Genomic DNA, 17001 nt, shown 5'->3' on the forward strand with positions numbered 1-17001 from the left:
CCAAAACATACTCAATTCGCCCACGGTAGCGGTGGCCATCCGTGGGCGCTCGTCGGGTCGACACTCTGTCACCCGGTGACGTCCCATCGTCATCCTCGGCCCAATCCTCGGCCCGATCGTCGGCACCGTCACTGGCCCAGCACCGCCTCCATCACGCTCTTCGCGATCGGCGCGGCCAGCGCGCCGCCGGAGATATCGTCGCGGGCCACGTTCGCGTCCTCGATCATCACCGCGACGGCGACCTTCGGGTCGTTGGCCGGCGCGAAGGAGGTGAACCACGCGAACGGCGGCTTCTCCTTGGAGGTCTGCGCGGTACCGGTCTTGCCGGCCACCTGGACGCCGTTGATCCGGCCGGGCTTGCCGGTGCCGTTCTCCACCACGTCGACCATCATCGCGGTCAGCTGGCTCGCGACCTCCGGCGTGATCGCCTGGTGCAGCGACTCCGGCTTGGTCTCGGACACCGTCTTGAGGTCGGCGGTCCGGACGCTCTGCACCAGGTACGGCTTCATCACGTCGCCCTGGTTGGCGATCCCGGCCGCCACCATCGCCATCTGCAGCGGGGTGGCCCGGACGTCGAACTGGCCGATCGCGGACTGCGCGGTCTGCGGCTGGTTCGGGTCGGTCGGGAACTGGCTGGCGACCGCGCCCAGCTCGGGCAGTTGCCGCTCGCCGAAGCCGAACTTCTCCGCCTGCTCGCGGAGCGCGTCCGGACCGAGGTCGAGGCCGATCGTGCCGAAGGCGGTGTTGCACGAGTTCCGCAGCGCCACTGTGAGCGTCGCGTTGTCGCTGCCGCCGCAGTTGCGGCCGTTCTCGTTGACCAGCGGCACCGTGGTCTGCGGGAGCGGCAGCTCGGCCGGCGAGTGGACCTTGGTCTCAGGGGTGTACTTGCCGCTCGACAGCGCGGCAGCCGAGGTGACCAGCTTGAAGGTCGAGCCCGGCGGGTAGAGCTCCTTGATCGCCCGGTTCGACATCGGCTTGTCGGGGTCCTCGTTGAGCCGCTTCCAGGCCGCGCTGACCTTGGTCAGGTCGTGGCTGGCGAGCTCGTTTGGGTCGTAGGAGGGCCGGGAGACGAGCGCGAGCACCTTGCCGGTCTTCGGCTCGATCGCGACCACCGCGCCCTTCTTGCCGGCCAGCCCCTTGTACGCCGCCTGCTGGGCCGCCGCGTTCAGCGTCAGGGAGACGCTGGCTCCTTGCTGGCGCCGGTCGGTGACCACGTCGACCACCCGGCGGAACACCATCGACGGGTCAGAGCCGTTCAGCTGGCTGTTCTGGGTGAGCTCGATGGCGGACCGGCCGTAAAGATAGGAGTAGTACCCCGTGACCGGAGCGAAGACCGGGCCCGACGGGTAGGAGCGCTGGAACTCGAACCGGTCGTTCGACGGCTTGCTCTGCGCGATCGGGGTGCTGCCGATCAGGATCGGGCCGCGGTTCACCGAGAACTGGTCGTCGCGGACGCGGCGGTTGTCGTTGCGTCCGTTCAGTTCGCCGGCCCGGAAGGCCTGCAGGTAGGTCGAGTTGGCCATCAGCGCGAGCATCAGGATGATCGCGGCCACGGCCAGTCGTCGGATAGCTGAGTTCACTGCTTCTGCACCGCCATGGCGATCGTTTCGTCGGAGACCGGCGCCGCGGGGGTCTGCGGCCGCCGGGCCTGGTCACTGATCCGCAGCAGCAGCGCGACGATCGCCCAGTTGGCGACCAGCGACGTACCACCCAGGGCCATGAACGGCGTGGCCAGACCGGTCAGCGGGATCAGCCCGGTGACTCCGCCGACGATCACGAACACCTGCAGCGCGAACGACATCGCCAGACCGGTGGCGAGCAGCTTGCCGAAGATGTCCCGGCAGCCGAGCGCGGTCCGCAGACCCCGCTCCACCAGCAGCGTGTAGACCAGGATGATCGCGATCAGCCCGGTCAGGCCCAGTTCCTCGCCGAACGAGGAGATGATGAAGTCGCTCTGGCCGTAGAAGCCGAGCAGTTCCGGCCGTCCCTGACCGAGGCCGCGACCGAGGACACCGCCCCAGGCCTGGCCCATCAGCGCATTCGCGACCTGGCCGACGCCAGCCTCGTTGAACGGGTTCAGCCAGTCCTCCACCCGCTTGTGCACGTGGCCGAAGGTGGCGTAAGCGAACCAGGCGCCGCCGGCGAAGAGCAGGAAACCGATCAGCAGCCACCCGGCGCGCTCGGTCGCGACGTACAGCAGGAAGAGGAACAGGCCGAAGAACAGCAGCGACGATCCGAGGTCCTTCTCGAAGACCAGCACGCCGAGGCTGACGCCCCAGGCGATCAGGATCGGGCCGAGGTCCCGGGCGCGCGGCAGGTCCAGGCCGAGGAAGCGGTGACCGGCCAGCGTCAGCACGTCGCGCTTCACCACCAGGTAGCCCGCGAAGAAAACGACCAGGCAGAGTTTCGCGAACTCACCGGGCTGGAAGGACATGCCGAGCAGGCGGACCCAGATCTTCGCGCCGTTGATATCCGCGCCGAGGCCCGGCACCAGCGGCAGGATCAGCAGCACCAGACCGGCCAGGCCGGCGGTATAGGTCAGGGCCTGCAGGCGGCGGTGGTCCCGGATCACCAGGATGACCACCAGGAACAAGACGATGCCGACGGCGGTCCAGGTGATCTGCTGCGGGGCGGCCGGCGCTCGCGGGGTGGCTCCCCGCGCCTCGGCCGCGATCGCCAGACCGAGGTCGACCCGGTGGATCATGGCCACACCCAGGCCGTTGAGGAGCACCGCGCACGGCAGGATCACCGGATCGGCGTACGGAGCGCGGTAGCGCAGGGCCATGTGCGCGATGAAGGCGAGCAGGCCGATGCCGGCCGCGTAGTACCCGGTGCTGGCCGGCACCTTGTCCTGCACGGTGATGCCGATGTTGACGTAGGCCCCGACCGAGACGCCGATCGCGATGATGAGCAGCATCAGCTCCACCCCGCGCCGGGAGCGCGGGATGATCTGGATGACGGAGGTCGACGCGATACTCATCTGACGCCGTCGCAGTCGTCCGGGTTGACAGTTCCGTTCGGCGAGGACGGAGACGTCGACGGCGCGGTCGACGCCGGGGTGGTGACCGGGGACTTGGGCGGGGTCGAGACCGGCCGCCCGGTGGTGGCCGGCGGAGTGCTCGGCTTCGGGGTCGTCGTCGGCGGCTTCGGGGTCGGCTTGGTCGCGCACTCCTCGGCGGTCCGCTGCAGCTCGCTGACGATCGACCGCGCGGCGCTCAGGTCGTCGGCCTGGATGGTGCCCTCCACCTGCTCACGGCTGTACGTCGGCAGCTTGTCCACCTGCAGGGTCTGCTTCTCGTACATGCTCGACAGAGTGAGCCCGGGGATCTGCTCGTCCACACCCTTGAAGATCGCCACGTAGTCGCCGTCGGTGCCCACGTAGTACTGCTTCTGCGTCCAGCTGTAGGCGAACCAGCCGCCACCGATGACAAGCCCCAGCAGAACGGCCAGTACTGCGAGTCGCCGCAGCCAGAGGAACCTCTTGGGGGCACGCGGGGCGTAGCGGAGCTCCTCGGGATCGAAGTCACCCGCGGCGCCGCCGGCCGCCTCGCCACCGCCCTGCGCGCGCAGGGTCGACGTGGCCGGGCCGGTCCCACCTTGGGCCAGCTCGGCAGCAGCTCCGACCAGTTGGGGCTGCGTGCCACTCGTCGGCTCGGTCTCGATCACGTCCGCGACGACGCAGGTGACGTTGTCGTTCGACCCCGCCTCGAGCGCGTGCGTGATCAGGTCGACCACGACGGAGTCCGGCGTACCCTCCGCCATCGAGGTGGCGATCACCTTGTCGCTCACGTAGTCGGGCAGGCCGTCGCTGCAAAGCATCAGCCGGTCGCCGGCCCGGACGTCGAGCATCTCCAGGTCCGGATCGGAGTCCGGCCGGCCGTCGAGCACCCGGAGGATCAGGTTGCGGTGCGGATGGGTGAAGGCCTCTTCCTTGGAGATCCGGCCCTCGTCCACCAGCGACTGGACGAACGTGTGGTCATGGCTCAGCTGCTGGAGCTGGCCGTCCCGCATCCGGTAGGCGCGGGAGTCGCCGAGATGCGCGAGGCCCAGCTCCTGCCCGTCGAACAGCAGGGCGGTCACGGTGGACCCCATACCCTCGCGCTCAGGGTCCTCCTCGACCAGTTCGGAGAGCCGCTCGTTCGCGCGGTGCACGGCGCCCGCGAGCGCCTCCATCATGTCCGCGCCGGTGATGCCGGGCTTGTCCAGCCGGCGGATCACCTGGACGGCGGCGGCGCTGGCCACCTCACCCGCGGCGGCTCCACCCATGCCGTCGGCGAGCAGCAGCAGGTACGGACCGGCGTACGCGGAGTCCTCGTTGTTGCGGCGCACCCGTCCGACGTCGGACAGTGCTGCGTAGTCGAGCGACAAGGTCATGGACGGCGCCCTACTTCGCGATGTTCAGCGTCGTGCGACCGATCCGGATGGAACCGCCGATCTCGGCAGGCACCGGGCGGGTCACCCGCTGGCCGTCCAGGTACGTGCCGTTGGTGGAGCCGAGGTCCTCGACCCACCACTCGCCCTCGGACGGGAACACCCGCGCGTGCCGGGTGGAGGAGTAGTCGTCGTCCAACCGGATCTGGCAGTCCGAGCCACGGCCGATCACGACGGGCTGCTCGCCCAGGGTCGCGCCGACACCGGCCTGAGGACCGTCGGCGATCGTCACCGAGCCCGGCTGACCCTTCTTCTTCTTGCTGGGCTTCACCGGCTTCGGGGTACGGCCGTTGGGCTGGGCCGCGGGCGCGGCCGCCACCCGGGCGTCCACCTTGGCGCCGAACAGGTCGGACCTGATCACGGACAGGACGGCCAGTACGAACATCCACAACAGGGCCAGGAACCCCAGTTTGATCAGGGTCAGCGTCAGTTCCGACATGGAAGGCCAGTCACCACCCGCTGCTCGGCGGCTGGGCGATCGGCTCGTCCGCAAGGCGCAGCGTCATGGTGGTGTTCCCGATCCTCACGGTCGATCCGTCGGTCAGTTCGGCCTCGGCCGCCCGGCGCCCGTTCACGAGCGTGCCGTTGGTGGAGCCCAGGTCGACCAGCACCACCCTGACACCTCCCGGTCCTTCTGGCATCAACCGGATCTCCGCATGCCGCCGGGAGACCCCCGGATCGTTGATCTGGATGTCCGCGTCCGTTCCCCGGCCGAGCACCACGCCGGGCGGGTTGATCGGACGGCGCCGGCCGTTCACCTCGAGCATCACCTGCGGGTGGCCGCGGCGTACGGGCGGTGGGCCGGGGGGCGGTTGCACCGGAGCGCTCTGCAGCACGGTCGCACCTTCGTCGGGCAGGATCGGGGCCGGCTGCCGCGGCTGGGGCGGCTGGTTGCCGACAGTGGCGCTGACGACGCGGAACTTCCCGGTCGGCAGGTCGTCTTGCTGGGTCAACTCGATCTCGATCGGTCCGGAGAAGGTGTAGCGCTGGATGTCGGCGTGGTCACGCAACTCGTTGGCCAGTTCGTGGTTCAGCGTGCGGCCGTAGGCGTTCAGCCGCTCGAAGTCCCCCGGGCCGAGCTCGATGGTGAAGTGGTTCGGCACCAGCCGCCGGTCCCTGGACAGGATCCGCGCGGTGTTGTCGATCTCACGCTTGAGGGCCGCGGCCAGCTCGATCGGCTCCACGTCACCCTTGAACGCGCGCGCGAAGACACCGCTCACGATGCCCTCCAGGCGTCGCTCGAAGCGCTGCAGCGGTCGCACGCGTCCTCCTCCACGGTCGGTCGTCGGGTGGACCCAACGATCGTGCTTGCCGTCCGGCGCTGCCGAGAGGCTCGCCGGACATCCGTGTCCACCGGTGGGTGGTGGACACACTGGTACGACGATCGATCGTATCGGGGAGTTCGGCCGAACCCGCAATGTCAGAGTCTGCCGCAGGCCGTGCTAATGTTTCTCCTCGGTCGCCGATGGTGCTCGTGAGGGCTCCGGAAGTGACCAGCGCGCGGGTGGCGGAATAGGCAGACGCGCACGGTTCAGGTCCGTGTGCCCGAAAGGGCGTGGGGGTTCAACTCCCCCCTCGCGCACAGCGTCTCGAACTCCCGGTCAGTTACTGGCCGGGAGTTTTTCATGTCCTTCTTACGTGCCCTCAGCCACCAAATGTGGCGCTCGCCTCAGGTCCGCTCAGCCCGGTGCCGCAGTACCGGGCGTCCTCTTTCCGGCGCACAGCCGGCGCTCGCGGTCAGCGGGTCCAGAGGCCGCGGGTTTGTAGCCGGGTGAGGATCTGGGTCTCCAGGTAGCGGGCGTCGTCGCGGTCCGGGGTGACGGACCAGCTGACCTCCAGGCCGAGTCGCACCACGGCGTCTCGGGCCCAGTCCTGGGCGCGCTTCGGACCGTTCTGACGCAGGTCGCGGAGTTGTTGCTCGATCCACTCGGGGTCGGCCAGCGCCCGGTCGAGGGCGGCCTCTCCGAATCCGCTGACGGCGCCCTTGCCGCTCCGGTACACCGTCAGCCGTCCGTACAACCCTTGCGGGCGACCGCTGCCGGCCCGCTCGCCCGCCATCCCGACGTACCGGATGACGCCGGTCATGGGTTCGCGCAACAGGTACACCCCCGGTTCCCGGGGCGCCGAACGGATGGCGTCCTCGAAGGGCATCCACGGGCACCACTCGGCCAGGTCGCGAACTTCGGCGTAGCACTCGCGAAGTACGGGGTCGTAAACCGTGTCGAACCAGCCCATGCACGCATCCTGCCGCCGTCCGCCGACATTCCTTGTCTCCGTCCGATGTGCCGTTCGCCCGGCCCCGGGTGAGACGTTGCGAGTTGGAGGTGGCGGCCCCAGGATGACGGGCATGAGTTTCGAGGCGATAGTGCGGGACTATGACCTGCGCTGCGGGGTGGAGCGGGCTTTCAACACGTACGTCGGGTCGCACGGGACCTGGTGGCTTCCGGACTACACGCCGGATGCGGGGACCTTCCAGAAGCTGACGATCGAGTCGGGCGTGGGAGGCCAGGTGGTCCTGTCGCACCAGGGGCTGGGTGACTTCGTGATCGGGCAGGTGACGGTGTGGGAACCGTCGGAGCGGCTCGCGTACTCGACCACGCTGGCCCAGACGCCGGAGTACCCGAGTGAGATCAGCGTGACGTTCACCCCGACCGCGGACGGGTGCCACTTCCACTTCGAGCACGGCGGATGGAACGAGGGCAACGAGAAGGACCGGGAGAAGTTCAGGGACTGGGGACTCATCCTGCCGCGCTTCGTGGCGCTGGCCGAATCTGTCGGAGGGTCCTGAGACCGTTGGGCGATGACGGAGATTCGCATTGCCATCGCACAACCTGAAGTGACGAACGACGCACGGAAGAACCTGCGTCTAAGCCGTACTGCGACCCGGGTGGTGCGGCAGTGATGCGGGGGTGACGAGGTCCAAGGCGGGGGTGCCGGGGCTGTTCTATATGGGCTGGCTGTTGCTGAGTACGTCAACTACTTCCACCGGCAGCTGATGCACGACACCCGGGCGGATCTTCGCCGGCTGGTGCGGACCGGGCGGCTGCAGCGGTCCCATCTGTCCGCTCCGGGAAACCCGTGACGCACTCTGAAGGTGCCTGTTAATTTCTGAACATGCGTTCAGACGGTGCGTCGTTCATCGAGGCGGCCAGGCGCGAGCAGTTGGCCGACTGTGCCGTGGACGTGATCGCCGAGGTGGGCATCGCGAAGGCGTCGATGACGCGGATCGCGGAGCGGGCCGGGGTGAGCGTCGGGGTGATCTCGTACCACTTCGGGAACAAGGCCGGGCTGATCTCGGCCGTCGTCGGCCAGGTCGTGCGGACGGCGGTCGCGATGATGGAGCCGCGGATCGTGGCACAGCCGACCGCGGCTCTCGGCCTGCGGATGCTCATCACGAGCAACCTCGAGTTCATGCGGCAGCACCCCAACCAACTGCGCGCGCTGCTCGAGATCGTCCGGAACGACAGCGAGGTGTACGCCACCCAGGGCGCGCAGGCGGTCGTCGATGTGGAGAAGGTGCTGCACTGGGGCCGGCAGACCGGGGAGTTCGGTGACTTCGACACCCGGGTGATGGCGATCTCGATCCGCGCCGCGATCGACGCCGTACCGCCGATGCTCTCCGCGGACCGCAGCCCCGACCTCGACCTGACCGCGTACGGCGAGGAGCTCGCCGACCTCTTCGAACGAGCCACCCGGAAGGAATCCGTCTGAGATGGAAGCACTGGAACTGATCGGGCTCGGCAAGACCTTCGGCGAGGAGAAGGCGGTCGACGACTTGAGCCTGTCCGTGCCACAGGGCTCGTTCTTCGGCATGCTCGGCCCCAACGGCGCCGGCAAGACCACCTCGCTCTCGATGGCGGTCGGGCTGCTCCGCCCCGACTCGGGCACGGCGAAGATCTTCGGTGTCGATGTCTGGGCCGAGCCGGTCCAGGCGAAGGCGCTGGTCGGGGTACTGCCGGACGGCCTCGGCATGCCCGAGCGCCTGACCGGCCGCGAGGTTCTCACGTACCTCGGCCTGCTCCGCGGACTCCCTGCTGCCGAGGTCGACACCCGTACGTCGGAGCTCCTCGAAGTACTGGAGCTCGACCACGAGGACGACAAGCAGGTGATCGGCTACTCCACCGGGATGCGGAAGAAGCTCGGGCTGGCGGTCGCCCTGCTGCACGCGCCGCGGCTGCTGGTGCTCGACGAACCCTTCGAGGCGGTCGATCCGGTCTCGGCGGCGACCATCCGGACGATCCTGAACAGGTTCATCGCCGGTGGTGGTTCGGTGGTGATGTCGAGCCACGTGATGGCGCTGGTCGAGCAGTTGTGCGACCGGGTGGCCGTCGTCTCGGGCGGCAAGGTGGTTGCCGCCGGCACCGTTTCCGAAGTACAGGCGGGTGGCAGTCTGGAGGACGCGTTCGTGTCCCTGGTGGGCGCGTCGACGCGGGGTGCGGAGGGGCTGGCATGGCTGTCGGCCTGACCTACGCCACTTCGCACACGCTGGTCAGGATGCGGCTGGCCGCGCTGCGGCATGCGTTGCGCGACTCGAACCGGGTCGCCTGGATCGGCACTGGCGCGTTCCTCGGTCTGGTACTCGCCGCCGGGACCATCTGGGTAGCGACGCTGGGCAACACCGATCTCGTCGCGGTGGCTGTGGCCGTCTGGATGCTCGGCTGGGTTGTCGGGCCGCTGTTCGCGGGTGGCGGGGACGAGACGCTCAGGCCCGAGTACTTCACCATGCTGCCGTTGCCCCCCCCGCGCGTTGTCCGGCGGACTGATCGCCGCAGCGCTGGCAGGTGTGGCTCCACTGGTGAGTCTCGTGGCGCTGCTGTGTCTGGTGGTGGTCGGCGGCCAACTGTCAGTCGGCGCGCTGCTGATCTCTGTGCCTGCGGTGCTCCTGCAGGTGCTGTCCTTCGTATTGGCCTCCCGGCTCGCCGTGGCCGTCTATGCCGTCCTGCTGCAGGTCCGCTCGGGTGCGGTGCTCGCCGCTCTCGTGAACGCCTTCATCCTCGCCTTCACCGCGCAGGGGTGGGCGCTGATCGCCGCGTTCATCAGTACCGACGTGCAGGGCACTATTGCTCGCGGCGCCCGGATCGCACCGTCTGGTTGGGGTTTGGTCGCTGTCGAGGCCGCCGGCAGTGGTGACTGGTTGCGCGTACTGCTGGCCGTGGCCGGGCTCGTCGTGCTCTGCGCGGCCATGTTCGTCGCCTGGTCGGCGCTGCTCGTCCGGCGTACCACAGCCACCCGCGTAGGGGTTCGAGTGCGCCGGCAACTGACTGCCCCCGACGCTCGCGGCGCCGCAGCGGCGAAGGAGTTGCGCACGTGGGCCCGCGACCTGCTCTACGGACACCGGGCCGTGTTCGCGATCGCCTACGGGTTGTTCTTCTGCCTGATGCCTCTGGCCGTCGGCTGGAAGGGCATGCTGCCGTGGGCCGGCGCGGCCGCTGTGGTGATGGGCGGCGCGATGTTCTCCAACCTGTACGGCGCTGACGGCACCGCCTTCTGGTCGACCCTGATGACGCCGCGCTCGGCGCAACTCGATATCCGCGCACGGCAGCGGGCCTTCCTGCTCGTGTTCGGCCCGCCGGCTCTGGTGATCACCCTGCTGCTCACCTGGTGGTCCGAGGCTGGAGTCTGGCCGCTGGTGCTCAGCATCCTGCCCGCACTCCTGGGCGGTGCTGCCGGGCTGATCGTGCTCGCGTCGGTCTACGCGGCCGTGCCGACCACCGACGCCCACAAGCGCTCCGGTAATCCCATGAACTCAGGTGAGAACGAGGGCGAGACCATGGGCCTCGTCTACGTGATGCTGGTGCTCGTCTCACTCACCGCCGCACCCGCACTCGCCGCAGCACTCGCCTGGTCCTGGTGGGGAGTTCCGGTCGGCCTCGCCTCCGGAGTACTGGCTTGGTGGTACTTCGGACGGCTGGCGGCCGGTCGACTGGAGCAGCGTGGTCCCGAGTTGCTCACGCTCCTGCGGCACGGCCGGACCACCACGGAGCACGGCGACAAGTCGTCCCTTTCCAGCAAGATGGCCCTGCTGCCGCGGTGGAGGCGTTACCTGGCCGGGTTCTGCCTGGGCTTCGGGGCGATCCCGCTGTTCCCGCAGGCCGTAGTACCGGCGATCTTCCTGCTCAACGACGTCGACGCGAAGGCTTGGTTCCTGGCGCTTTACGTGGAACTTCCCTGGCAATGGCCGGTGATCATCGGCATGGCGCTGCTGGGCCTCGGCATGTACGCCTATGGCGGCTGGACCTACTGGCAGGCAAGCAAACTCCGCCCCGAGACCGACCCCCACCTACAGCCAGAAACACAGGCGCCCTGAAGCCAACCAGCCACCCGCCTCCGGTGAGGCGGCAAGCAGGCCGGCGATGCCCGCGTAGTCGGTCCAGTTCATCAGTGTCTCTTTCAGTGGTGGCGCGTACGGGTAGTGACGGTGCCATCGCAACTTCGTGATGGCACTTCGGTGCCAGGAGTGCCAGGCGGTCGGGTGGCCCAGCTGTGCCGCTGTCAGAGTGGGGTTTCCCCACCCCGGGAAAGGGGTGCGGGACTTAGGCCAGAAGATGGACAAAATGCTCGCCACCGCGTCAGGGAGCCTGGTTAGGTGGAGCCTCGAGCGCGGGAGGTTGCCACGATGCAGGACGAATCGGTGCTGGATGCCCGGGAAGAACGGGCCTATCGACTGCTGGTCGGACTCTCAGTCGCCCGGCTGCCGGACCTCGCCGAGGTCGCGGAGCTGTCGCACCAGGAGGCGGACGAGATCCTCCAGCGGCTGCAGGCCAAGGGTCTGGTCGCGGTGATGCCGGGCGACGAGCCGATGTTCCGGCCGCTGCCTCCCGATGTCGCCCTCGGTACGACGCTGCTCCGGCGGCAGGAGTCCCTCGAGTCGGCCCGGAAGACCGTGGCCTCGCTGAGCGAGGAGTTCCGCGCCAGCGCCAGCCGCCGGGACGCGCACCACCTGGTTGAGGTGATCGTCGGCGCGGCCGCGCTGCGGGACCGGCTCCGCGATCTGCAGGAGTCCGCCCGCGAAGAGATCCTCTGGTTCTGCCGGGCCAATCCGCTCGCGATGCAAGGAGCGGAGAACACCGAGGAGTACGGCGCACTCAGCCGCGGCGTACGGTACCGGGCCATCTACGAGCGGGCTCTGCTCGAGACGCCCGGCGAGCTCGACACGATCGCCGAGGGGATCAGCTGGGGCGAAGAGGCCAGGACGCTGCCGACGCTCCCGGTGCGCCTCGCGATCGTGGACCGGGCCACTGCCGTCTGCCCGCTGGTCCGCGACGACGAAGCGGGCATCGGCGAACCGACAGCCGCGATCATCGGCCGCGGCCAGTTGCTGGACGCGCTGCTGTCGCTGTTCGAGACCCACTGGGAGCAGGCGACCCCGGTGAAGCTTCAGTCCGACGAGGCGGCGGACCCGGAGGGCTTGGACGACTCCGAGCGCTTCCTGCTGTCCCTGGTCGTCGCCGGCGTGCCAGACAAGTCCGTCGCCTCCCAGCTGGGCATCAGCCGCCGCACCGTCCAGCGACGCCTCGACCGCATGATGTCCCTCGCCGGCGTCGATACCCGCACCGGCCTCGCCTTCCAGGCTGCCAAGCGCAAGTGGCTCTAATGAGCTCAGGCCGGCCCGAGGATTCTCGGACCGGCCAGAGCGAACTACTGGAGTACTACTTCAGGCCATAGGCCCGGATCACTGTTTGGCTGAGCTTGTTCCCGGCGTTGTCGGCGACGGCAACTCGCAGCGATACGGAACCCTTGCCGGCCGGCACCACCGCAACGTAGTGCCCGAGGGCACCGACGGTGATGACCTTGAGCCAGCTCTTGCCCTCGTCGAAGGACACCTCGGCCTGCAGTGAGGTGGACCGCGGTGCGGCCACCCCGGCCTGCTGGTGGACGTTGAACCCGATCAAGTGCGGCCGAGCGGCCACCCGCCCGGTCAGGTCCACCGGCACGTCGTAGTCCACCTGCAGCAGCGGCAACGCCACAGCCTTGTCGGTGGCGGCGGTCTTGGAACGGAAGTCCCAGACCGTACGGGTGCTGGTCCCCCAGTTCCACTCGCCTTCGGTGTCGACGCGTGCCGTCGAGAGGTCCAGCTTGTACGCCGCGTCGCCGCCGTCGGTGACCACGTCCTCCCAGGCGTCGGGCAGTTCCGCGACCTGCTGGCCGTTCCGCGAGAGCACCGCCGAGGCCGAGGTGGTCTCGCCGACCGTGTAGTGCCCGGCGGCATCCACGAAGGCCGGGATCCGCAGGGACAACCTGTCACCCGTCCGGGTGGACACCACGCCAGGCGCGGCGGCCGGGCGGACCACCGGGCCGAACCAGGTCTCGGTGGAGACTCCGGCCTTGTAGCTCCGCGGCAGCGTGGTCAGCCCGCCGTTCAGCGGGTTCATCGTGTCCCAGGTGTAGAGGTGGTGTACCCGGTGCTGCCAGAGCGAGTCGCCCGACGTCACCCACTCCTCGCGGACCTTCGGAGTCTCGACGAAGCGCTGCGAGTCGTTCCAGGAGTACTCCTGCCACGGACGCCAGCCGAACCGCTGCTCCTTGGCCCAGTTGAAGCCGCCGTTGTCGGAGTAGGAGGTATTCACCCGGGCGCTGTTCGCGGTGGTCACCTTGTAGTTGATCTTGCTGGGGATCGACCCGCTCGAGACCTGCTGCACGTCGTACAGGTAAGGGCTCGAGGTGGTGAGGATGAGGTCGATCGTGGCGCGGGGCTGCTTGGCCCGGGCGATCAGCTTCTCGCCGTCCCTGGTGGTGGTGACCATCGCGGGGATGGGTTCGCGGTCACCGGTCGGAACCCAGACGGTCCACGCCGACCAGGTCGCCGGCCGGACGATGATGACGCCGGCCGCACCGGCCTTGGCGGCCGCGGCGATCTGCTCCTGCTCACTGCCCGCTCCGGTGCCGTCCTCGTCGGACTTCATCAGGGCGATGGCGCCGCGCACCCCACGGAGATCCGCCGGAGCGCCGTTGCCGGCGTCGACCAGCGGGAACCGCTTCTTGCCGTCGAACGACGGCGACTGGTGCAGCAGGTTGATGTCCAGCGGTCCGGAGACCCCGGCGACGGTGGCCTGTACCAGGGGCGCGACCAACTGCCAGCGCGAGGAGAACTCGAAGCTGCCGTCGGTCACCGGCTTGGTCCCGGTGACGAGCACCTGCTTGACCGTGCTGAAGTGCATCACGCCGTGGCTGATGCTGCGGCCGTTGCCGTACTCACGGTGCACGTAGTAGCTCAGGATGGCCTGCTGCTCGGCCGGCTTGGGCGTCTCGATCGTGATCGGGGCCGCCTTGCGAGCGTCGATCACCACCTCGATGTCCTTGTCCACCTTGATGTTCGGGTCGGTGAACAGGCTGACCTTCTCGTCCTGCGGGTCGTAGTTCTCGACCAGTGAGTGCAGCAGGTACGTGCCTTCCTCGACCTCCGCGGTGTAGGTCTCGCCGTCCGGGATCCAGGCGAGCTGGTCCGACCGGGAGTTGTCGCCGTACAGGGAGACGACCGGTGCGCCGGTGGGCCGGCCGTCGAGTCCGATCGCGCGCAGCCGGACGGAGTGCTTCGGTCCCTGCCGCAGCGCGCCGACGGCGGTGTGCGTGACGACCCCATCGGGGCCGGTGGCAACGATCCAGCCGCTGTGCAGTCCGCGCTCCAGCTTGGCCGCGTCGAGAGCCACCTGTACGTCGGTGCTGCCACCCGCGGGCACGGTGACGGTGCTCGGCACGGTGAGCGCGTCCGTCTCCGGCTTGCGCATGTCGAGGTTGTCCACGTCGACCGCGAGTTGCAGCGTCACGGGCGAGGCGGTGTCGTTCTTGTAGGTGATGGTCTTGGCCGAGGCGCCGGTGGTGGTCTGCAGGCCGAAGTCCGCAGTTGCGGACGCGTAGACCTTCTGCGCGACGGCCCGGCTCAGGTCGACCCGGCCGCCACCCTGCGCGTAGACGCTCAGGTCGGCGTTGGTTTTGGCCGTGCTGGCCAGCGCGTTCTTGATCCGGTCGGCCTTCCAGTCCGGGTGCGCCTGCGCCACCAGTGCCGCTGCGCCGGCCACGTGCGGCGCGGCCATCGAAGTACCGGAGGCGGCTGTGTAGAGGTTGTCGATCGGCTGGCCCATCGCCGTACCAGCCGCGCGTGCGGCGACGATGTCGACGCCAGGTGCGGTGATCTCCGGCTTCAGGCCCGCGTCGCCGAGGCGGGGTCCACGGCTGGAGAAGTCGGCCAGCGCGTCGTTGCGATCGATCGCACCGACGGTGAGCGCGGACGGCGCCGTACCGGGGGTGCCGATCGACTCGTCGGCACCGTCGTTGCCTGCGGACACGACGAAGAGCGTGCCGCTGTCGGCGGTGATCCGGTCGACCGCCTGGCTGAGCGGGTCGCTGCCGTCGGTGGGGCCGCCACCGAGGCTCATGTTGACCACGCGCGCACCTTCGGCCGCGGCCCACTCCATCCCGGCGATGATCGAGGACTCGTAGCCGAAGCCGTCGTCACCGAGCACCTTGCCGATGAGCAGGTCGGCCTTCGGCGCGACGCCCTTGCGGGTGCCGTTCGCGCCGGCGCCGGTGCCCGCGATGGTCGCCGCGACGTGGGTGCCGTGGCCGAAGTGGTCCACGATTCCGCTCGGGCTGCCGGAGAAGTCCTCGGACTGCTTCACCTTGCCCTGCAGGTCCGGGTGCGAGGCGTCGATCCCGGTGTCCAGGACGGCCACCTCCACGCCGGTGCCTTCGTACCCGGCCTGCCAGGCGGCGGGTGCGCCGATCTGCGGCACGCTCTTGTCGAGCACCGGGCGCACCTTGCCGTCGAGCCAGATCTTGGCGATTCCGCGGTTGAGCGCGCGGGCGTTCTGGTCCGGCCCGAGGGACTTCCACAGGGCGGGCAACTCGCTCTTGCCGGCACTGACCGCCGCGGCACCGATCGAGTCGAGCTGCCGGGTGGTCGTCGTACCGGTCAGCGCCGGGGCGCGGAAGCCGGCCGCCGGGTCGGAGTACCGGACGATCAGCGGCAGGCTGGTGGCCGACGAGTCACCGAAACCGTCGGCGATCAACTCGTTCACGTCGAACAGGTCGGCGTCGAGGACGCCGGTCGAGATGTACGGCACAGCGTCGCTGGGCAGCACCCGCAGCCCGCCGTCCACCTCGATCGTGTGGAACGCGATCCGCTCGCGTCCCGGGCCGGGCTGCACGCTGGCCGCCTTCTTGCCGGCGCCGGCGTCGGTCACCTCGACCACGTCACCCGTGATCAGGGTGACCTTGGCGGACTTGCCCGGTACGCCGGACGCCGGCGAGGTGGTCCCGGGAGGCGGCGCGGCGCCCGGTGGGGCAGCGGTCGCCGAGATGGCGGTGGTACTTCCGAGGGCTAGGACAGCCGCGAGGATGGCGGCTCGTTTCACCGGGGAGGACATGGGTCTGGTCTCCTTCGAGAGGCTAGGGGCAGGCACCTCTTTCCGAGGAGTGTGCAGGTGCGTGCACGCTCTGTGCCCTGTCCAGCACTGCCGTCCCTGCGACATGTCGCAACCGCGCCACCGCGATGTCATCAGAGCGACAGCCACCGGTACGGCAGTGGCTACTCGCCGATCTTCTTCGAGCGGAGCAGGATCTTGGTTTCCAGAGCGGCGGTGGAGCCGCCCGCGGGGGACTGCGAGACGACCACCCAGTTGCGGTCGTTGAGCAGCGGCCGGCCCTGACCTGATGCGTCGACAGGGACACGCGCCCGAGTTCTGGTCGGGCGGGGAAAGCAGGACCAGAATCGGACTATGACGGCACAGCAGGTGGTGCGCAGATGGGCTTGGGTGGGCACGTTCGTCATCGGCGCGGGGCTCTATCTCCTGGTTCTGGCCGTGCTCACCGAAACCGGCAATCCGAACCTCTTCCCGACGTTGATCCTGCTCGGCGCCATGGTGGTGCCGCTGACTTTCGTCACCTTCGCGGCCGGCCGCTCGGGCCGCTGGCTGATCGACGGCCCGACCCTCGGCATCTCGCTGTTGTTCGGCGGAGTCATCGGCGTGGTGGTGGCGGGCCTGCTCGAGTACGACGCGATGCGCCGGCTGGGCGCGTTGCCGATGCTCGGCGTCGGGTTGATCGAGGAGGCGGCGAAACTGATCGTCCCGGTGATCCTGCTGGTGTTCTTCGGGCACCGGTACCGCCACTCGATCGGCGGCGGGATCGTCATCGGGGTCGCGGTCGGCACGGGGTTCGCAGTGCTGGAGACGATGGGCTACGCGTTCGTCGCGCTGCTGCAGTCGGACGGCAGCGTCGGAGCGGCCGAGGAGACGCTCTTCATCCGCGGACTCCTCGCACCGGCCGGGCACGCGGCGTGGACCGGTCTGACCTGCTGGGGACTGTGGCGCTTCGCGGTCGAGCCGACCGGCAGGCGATTCCTCGGTTTCCTCGGCCTGTACGCCGTCGCGGTCGCGCTGCACACCACCTGGGACGGCATCGGCGGCAAGGTCACCTACGCCATCGTCGGCGCGATCAGCATCGGCCTGCTGCTCTTCGGCCTGAAGAGATCCCAGGCGATCGACGCGGCCGCTACCCCTGCGGCACTGCCGTCCTGAGCCCTGTCTCCCGGACGAGTGTGGACTGATTGTCCATGGTGGATGTACTGTCCAC

General features: G+C 69.0%; 13 protein-coding genes and 1 tRNA gene. 7 read left to right on the forward strand and 7 right to left on the reverse strand.

Going from position 1 to position 17001, the window contains the following annotated elements:
* Positions 1-128: 128 nt before the first annotated feature.
* From ACFPJ1_RS06560 to ACFPJ1_RS06580, 5 genes are read right to left on the reverse strand one after another with little or no spacing between them, the layout of a single operon-like run.
* Positions 129-1580 (reverse strand): peptidoglycan D,D-transpeptidase FtsI family protein, encoded by a 1452-nt coding sequence (locus tag ACFPJ1_RS06560; RefSeq protein WP_380102036.1) that lies wholly within the window; start codon positions 1578-1580, stop codon positions 129-131.
* Positions 1577-2980, reverse strand: coding sequence for an FtsW/RodA/SpoVE family cell cycle protein (locus ACFPJ1_RS06565; protein ID WP_380102038.1), 1404 nt, complete (start codon positions 2978-2980; stop codon positions 1577-1579). The genes ACFPJ1_RS06560 and ACFPJ1_RS06565 overlap by 4 nt, the downstream gene beginning before the upstream one ends.
* Complete coding sequence (locus tag ACFPJ1_RS06570) at positions 2977-4374, reverse strand: PP2C family protein-serine/threonine phosphatase (protein ID WP_380102040.1); 1398 nt, start codon at positions 4372-4374, stop codon at positions 2977-2979. Before ACFPJ1_RS06570 ends, ACFPJ1_RS06565 begins: the two co-directional genes overlap by 4 nt.
* A 10-nt stretch (positions 4375-4384) precedes the next feature.
* The gene (locus ACFPJ1_RS06575) at positions 4385-4870 is read right to left on the reverse strand and encodes an FHA domain-containing protein FhaB/FipA (protein ID WP_380102043.1); all 486 of its coding nucleotides are present in this window, start codon (positions 4868-4870) and stop codon (positions 4385-4387) included.
* A 10-nt stretch (positions 4871-4880) separates the two neighbouring features.
* Positions 4881-5693: an FhaA domain-containing protein gene (locus tag ACFPJ1_RS06580; protein ID WP_380102045.1), complete on the reverse strand. Its 813-nt coding sequence runs from the start codon at positions 5691-5693 to the stop codon at positions 4881-4883.
* 236 nt (positions 5694-5929) lie between these two features.
* Here ACFPJ1_RS06580 and ACFPJ1_RS06585 point away from each other — a divergent pair.
* Positions 5930-6013, forward strand: a tRNA-Leu gene (locus ACFPJ1_RS06585).
* A 155-nt stretch (positions 6014-6168) separates the two neighbouring features.
* Here ACFPJ1_RS06585 and ACFPJ1_RS06590 read toward each other — a convergent pair.
* The gene (locus ACFPJ1_RS06590; protein WP_380102047.1) at positions 6169-6666 is read right to left on the reverse strand and encodes a hypothetical protein; all 498 of its coding nucleotides are present in this window, start codon (positions 6664-6666) and stop codon (positions 6169-6171) included.
* Between the two features lie 112 nt (positions 6667-6778).
* Between ACFPJ1_RS06590 and ACFPJ1_RS06595 the strand changes: the two genes are divergently transcribed.
* The 5 genes from ACFPJ1_RS06595 (at position 6779) to ACFPJ1_RS06615 (ending at position 12025) form a co-directional block, all read left to right on the forward strand.
* Complete coding sequence (locus tag ACFPJ1_RS06595; RefSeq protein ID WP_380102050.1) at positions 6779-7219, forward strand: SRPBCC domain-containing protein; 441 nt, start codon at positions 6779-6781, stop codon at positions 7217-7219.
* 326 nt (positions 7220-7545) lie between these two features.
* On the forward strand, positions 7546-8142 hold the full coding sequence (locus ACFPJ1_RS06600; protein WP_380102052.1) for a TetR/AcrR family transcriptional regulator: 597 nt from the start codon (positions 7546-7548) through the stop codon (positions 8140-8142).
* Between the two features lies 1 nt (position 8143).
* Positions 8144-8896, forward strand: coding sequence for an ABC transporter ATP-binding protein (locus ACFPJ1_RS06605; RefSeq protein WP_380102054.1), 753 nt, complete (start codon positions 8144-8146; stop codon positions 8894-8896).
* Positions 8897-9226: 330 nt separating this feature from the next.
* Complete coding sequence (locus tag ACFPJ1_RS06610) at positions 9227-10738, forward strand: hypothetical protein (protein WP_380102056.1); 1512 nt, start codon at positions 9227-9229, stop codon at positions 10736-10738.
* 309 nt (positions 10739-11047) lie between these two features.
* A complete protein-coding gene (locus ACFPJ1_RS06615; protein WP_380102058.1) occupies positions 11048-12025 on the forward strand; it encodes a helix-turn-helix domain-containing protein in 978 nt (325 codons plus the stop codon).
* Positions 12026-12080: 55 nt separating this feature from the next.
* Here ACFPJ1_RS06615 and ACFPJ1_RS06620 read toward each other — a convergent pair whose 3' ends face one another.
* Positions 12081-15794 carry a S8 family serine peptidase gene (locus ACFPJ1_RS06620; protein ID WP_380102060.1) on the reverse strand — a complete coding sequence of 1238 codons (3714 nt, stop codon included), beginning with the start codon at positions 15792-15794 and terminating at the stop codon, positions 12081-12083.
* Between the two features lie 351 nt (positions 15795-16145).
* On the opposite strand from ACFPJ1_RS06620, the gene ACFPJ1_RS06625 reads away from it, so the two are divergent.
* A complete protein-coding gene (locus ACFPJ1_RS06625; RefSeq protein WP_380102062.1) occupies positions 16146-16946 on the forward strand; it encodes a PrsW family intramembrane metalloprotease in 801 nt (266 codons plus the stop codon).
* Positions 16947-17001 lie beyond the last annotated feature (55 nt).

It is taken from the genome of Kribbella qitaiheensis, assembly GCF_042657745.1.
In the GTDB taxonomy this organism is placed as follows: Bacteria; Actinomycetota; Actinomycetes; order Propionibacteriales; family Kribbellaceae; genus Kribbella; species Kribbella qitaiheensis.

Coding starts and splice junctions, on each gene's coding strand:
- ACFPJ1_RS06565 (WP_380102038.1), bottom strand. CDS start 2,980: ATGAGTATCGCGTCGACCTCCGTCATCCAGATCATCCCGCGCTCCCGG.
- ACFPJ1_RS06570 (WP_380102040.1), bottom strand. CDS start 4,374: ATGACCTTGTCGCTCGACTACGCAGCACTGTCCGACGTCGGACGGGTG.
- ACFPJ1_RS06575 (WP_380102043.1), bottom strand. CDS start 4,870: ATGTCGGAACTGACGCTGACCCTGATCAAACTGGGGTTCCTGGCCCTG.
- ACFPJ1_RS06590 (WP_380102047.1), bottom strand. CDS start 6,666: ATGGGCTGGTTCGACACGGTTTACGACCCCGTACTTCGCGAGTGCTAC.
- ACFPJ1_RS06595 (WP_380102050.1), top strand. CDS start 6,779: ATGAGTTTCGAGGCGATAGTGCGGGACTATGACCTGCGCTGCGGGGTG.
- ACFPJ1_RS06600 (WP_380102052.1), top strand. CDS start 7,546: ATGCGTTCAGACGGTGCGTCGTTCATCGAGGCGGCCAGGCGCGAGCAG.
- ACFPJ1_RS06605 (WP_380102054.1), top strand. CDS start 8,144: ATGGAAGCACTGGAACTGATCGGGCTCGGCAAGACCTTCGGCGAGGAG.
- ACFPJ1_RS06615 (WP_380102058.1), top strand. CDS start 11,048: ATGCAGGACGAATCGGTGCTGGATGCCCGGGAAGAACGGGCCTATCGA.
- ACFPJ1_RS06620 (WP_380102060.1), bottom strand. CDS start 15,794: ATGTCCTCCCCGGTGAAACGAGCCGCCATCCTCGCGGCTGTCCTAGCC.
- ACFPJ1_RS06625 (WP_380102062.1), top strand. CDS start 16,146: ATGACGGCACAGCAGGTGGTGCGCAGATGGGCTTGGGTGGGCACGTTC.